The sequence below is a fragment of the Vibrio sp. 10N.222.55.C6 genome (assembly GCF_041473395.1).
Classification (GTDB): domain Bacteria; phylum Pseudomonadota; class Gammaproteobacteria; order Enterobacterales; family Vibrionaceae; genus Vibrio; species Vibrio crassostreae_C.
Window position 1 is genome coordinate 1 of record NZ_JBFRSD010000483.1, and the last position, 790, is coordinate 790.

Below are 790 nucleotides of genomic sequence, written 5' to 3' on the forward strand. Positions count from 1 at the left end.
TGTGCTCAGTATGACTTGATCTTGGTGATGGAGAAGGGCCATTTAGAAGCGCTAACTCAAATATCGCCGGAGGCTCGCGGAAAAACGATGCTGTTTGGTCAGTGGATTGGCCAGAAAGACATTCCTGACCCTTATCGTCAAAGTCGAGAGGCGTTTGAACATGCTTATAAGCTGATTGACGAAGCGGCGCAAGCTTGGGCAAAAAAACTGTAGGTTTAAATGCAATAGATTTTAGATGCAGTAGGTTTTAAATAGACAGCTTTTTAAATGTCATGCTCTAAATGTAGGCATGGCAAAGCCACCAACGGAATAATATAAAAGAGAAGTACGCGGAGCGTATATATCGTCTCTTAAATAGCAATACTTTAGGAAGTAGCAAACAAATGACAACACAACCCTCTCAGCAATCGCATACAGATAACTCTGATGAGATAGATTTAGGAAAACTGCTTGGCATCTTATTAGATGCTAAATGGCTAATCATGCTCACCACATTCGTTTTTGCTGTGTTTGGTATTGCGTTTGCTTTGCTTTCGACGCCGATATACAAAGCGGATGCCCTGATCCAAATTGAAGAGAAAAGCTCTGGTGGCATCTCTTCTATGGTTGGTGATATGGGTGAATTGTTCTCTCAGGAATCTTCTGCCACGACAGAAGTGGAGATCATCAAATCGCGTATGATTTTGGGTGAAACGGTGGATAAGTTTAACTTAACGACTGTGACCTCACCTAACTATGCGCCAATCGTCGGCAAAGGCTTTGCACGCTTAACTGGCGACATCAACCACAT

The 790-nt window shown here is 42.8% G+C and carries 1 protein-coding gene and 1 pseudogene; both read left to right on the forward strand.

The annotated features are described in order from the left end of the window. Positions 1–213: pseudogene (locus tag AB4486_RS24700) on the forward strand (low molecular weight phosphotyrosine protein phosphatase); the annotation flags it as partial. A gap of 170 nt (positions 214–383) precedes the next feature. Further along, positions 384–790, forward strand: a 407-nt coding sequence (locus tag AB4486_RS24705) for a Wzz/FepE/Etk N-terminal domain-containing protein (RefSeq protein ID WP_372119325.1), incomplete at its 3' end; no start/stop codon positions are given.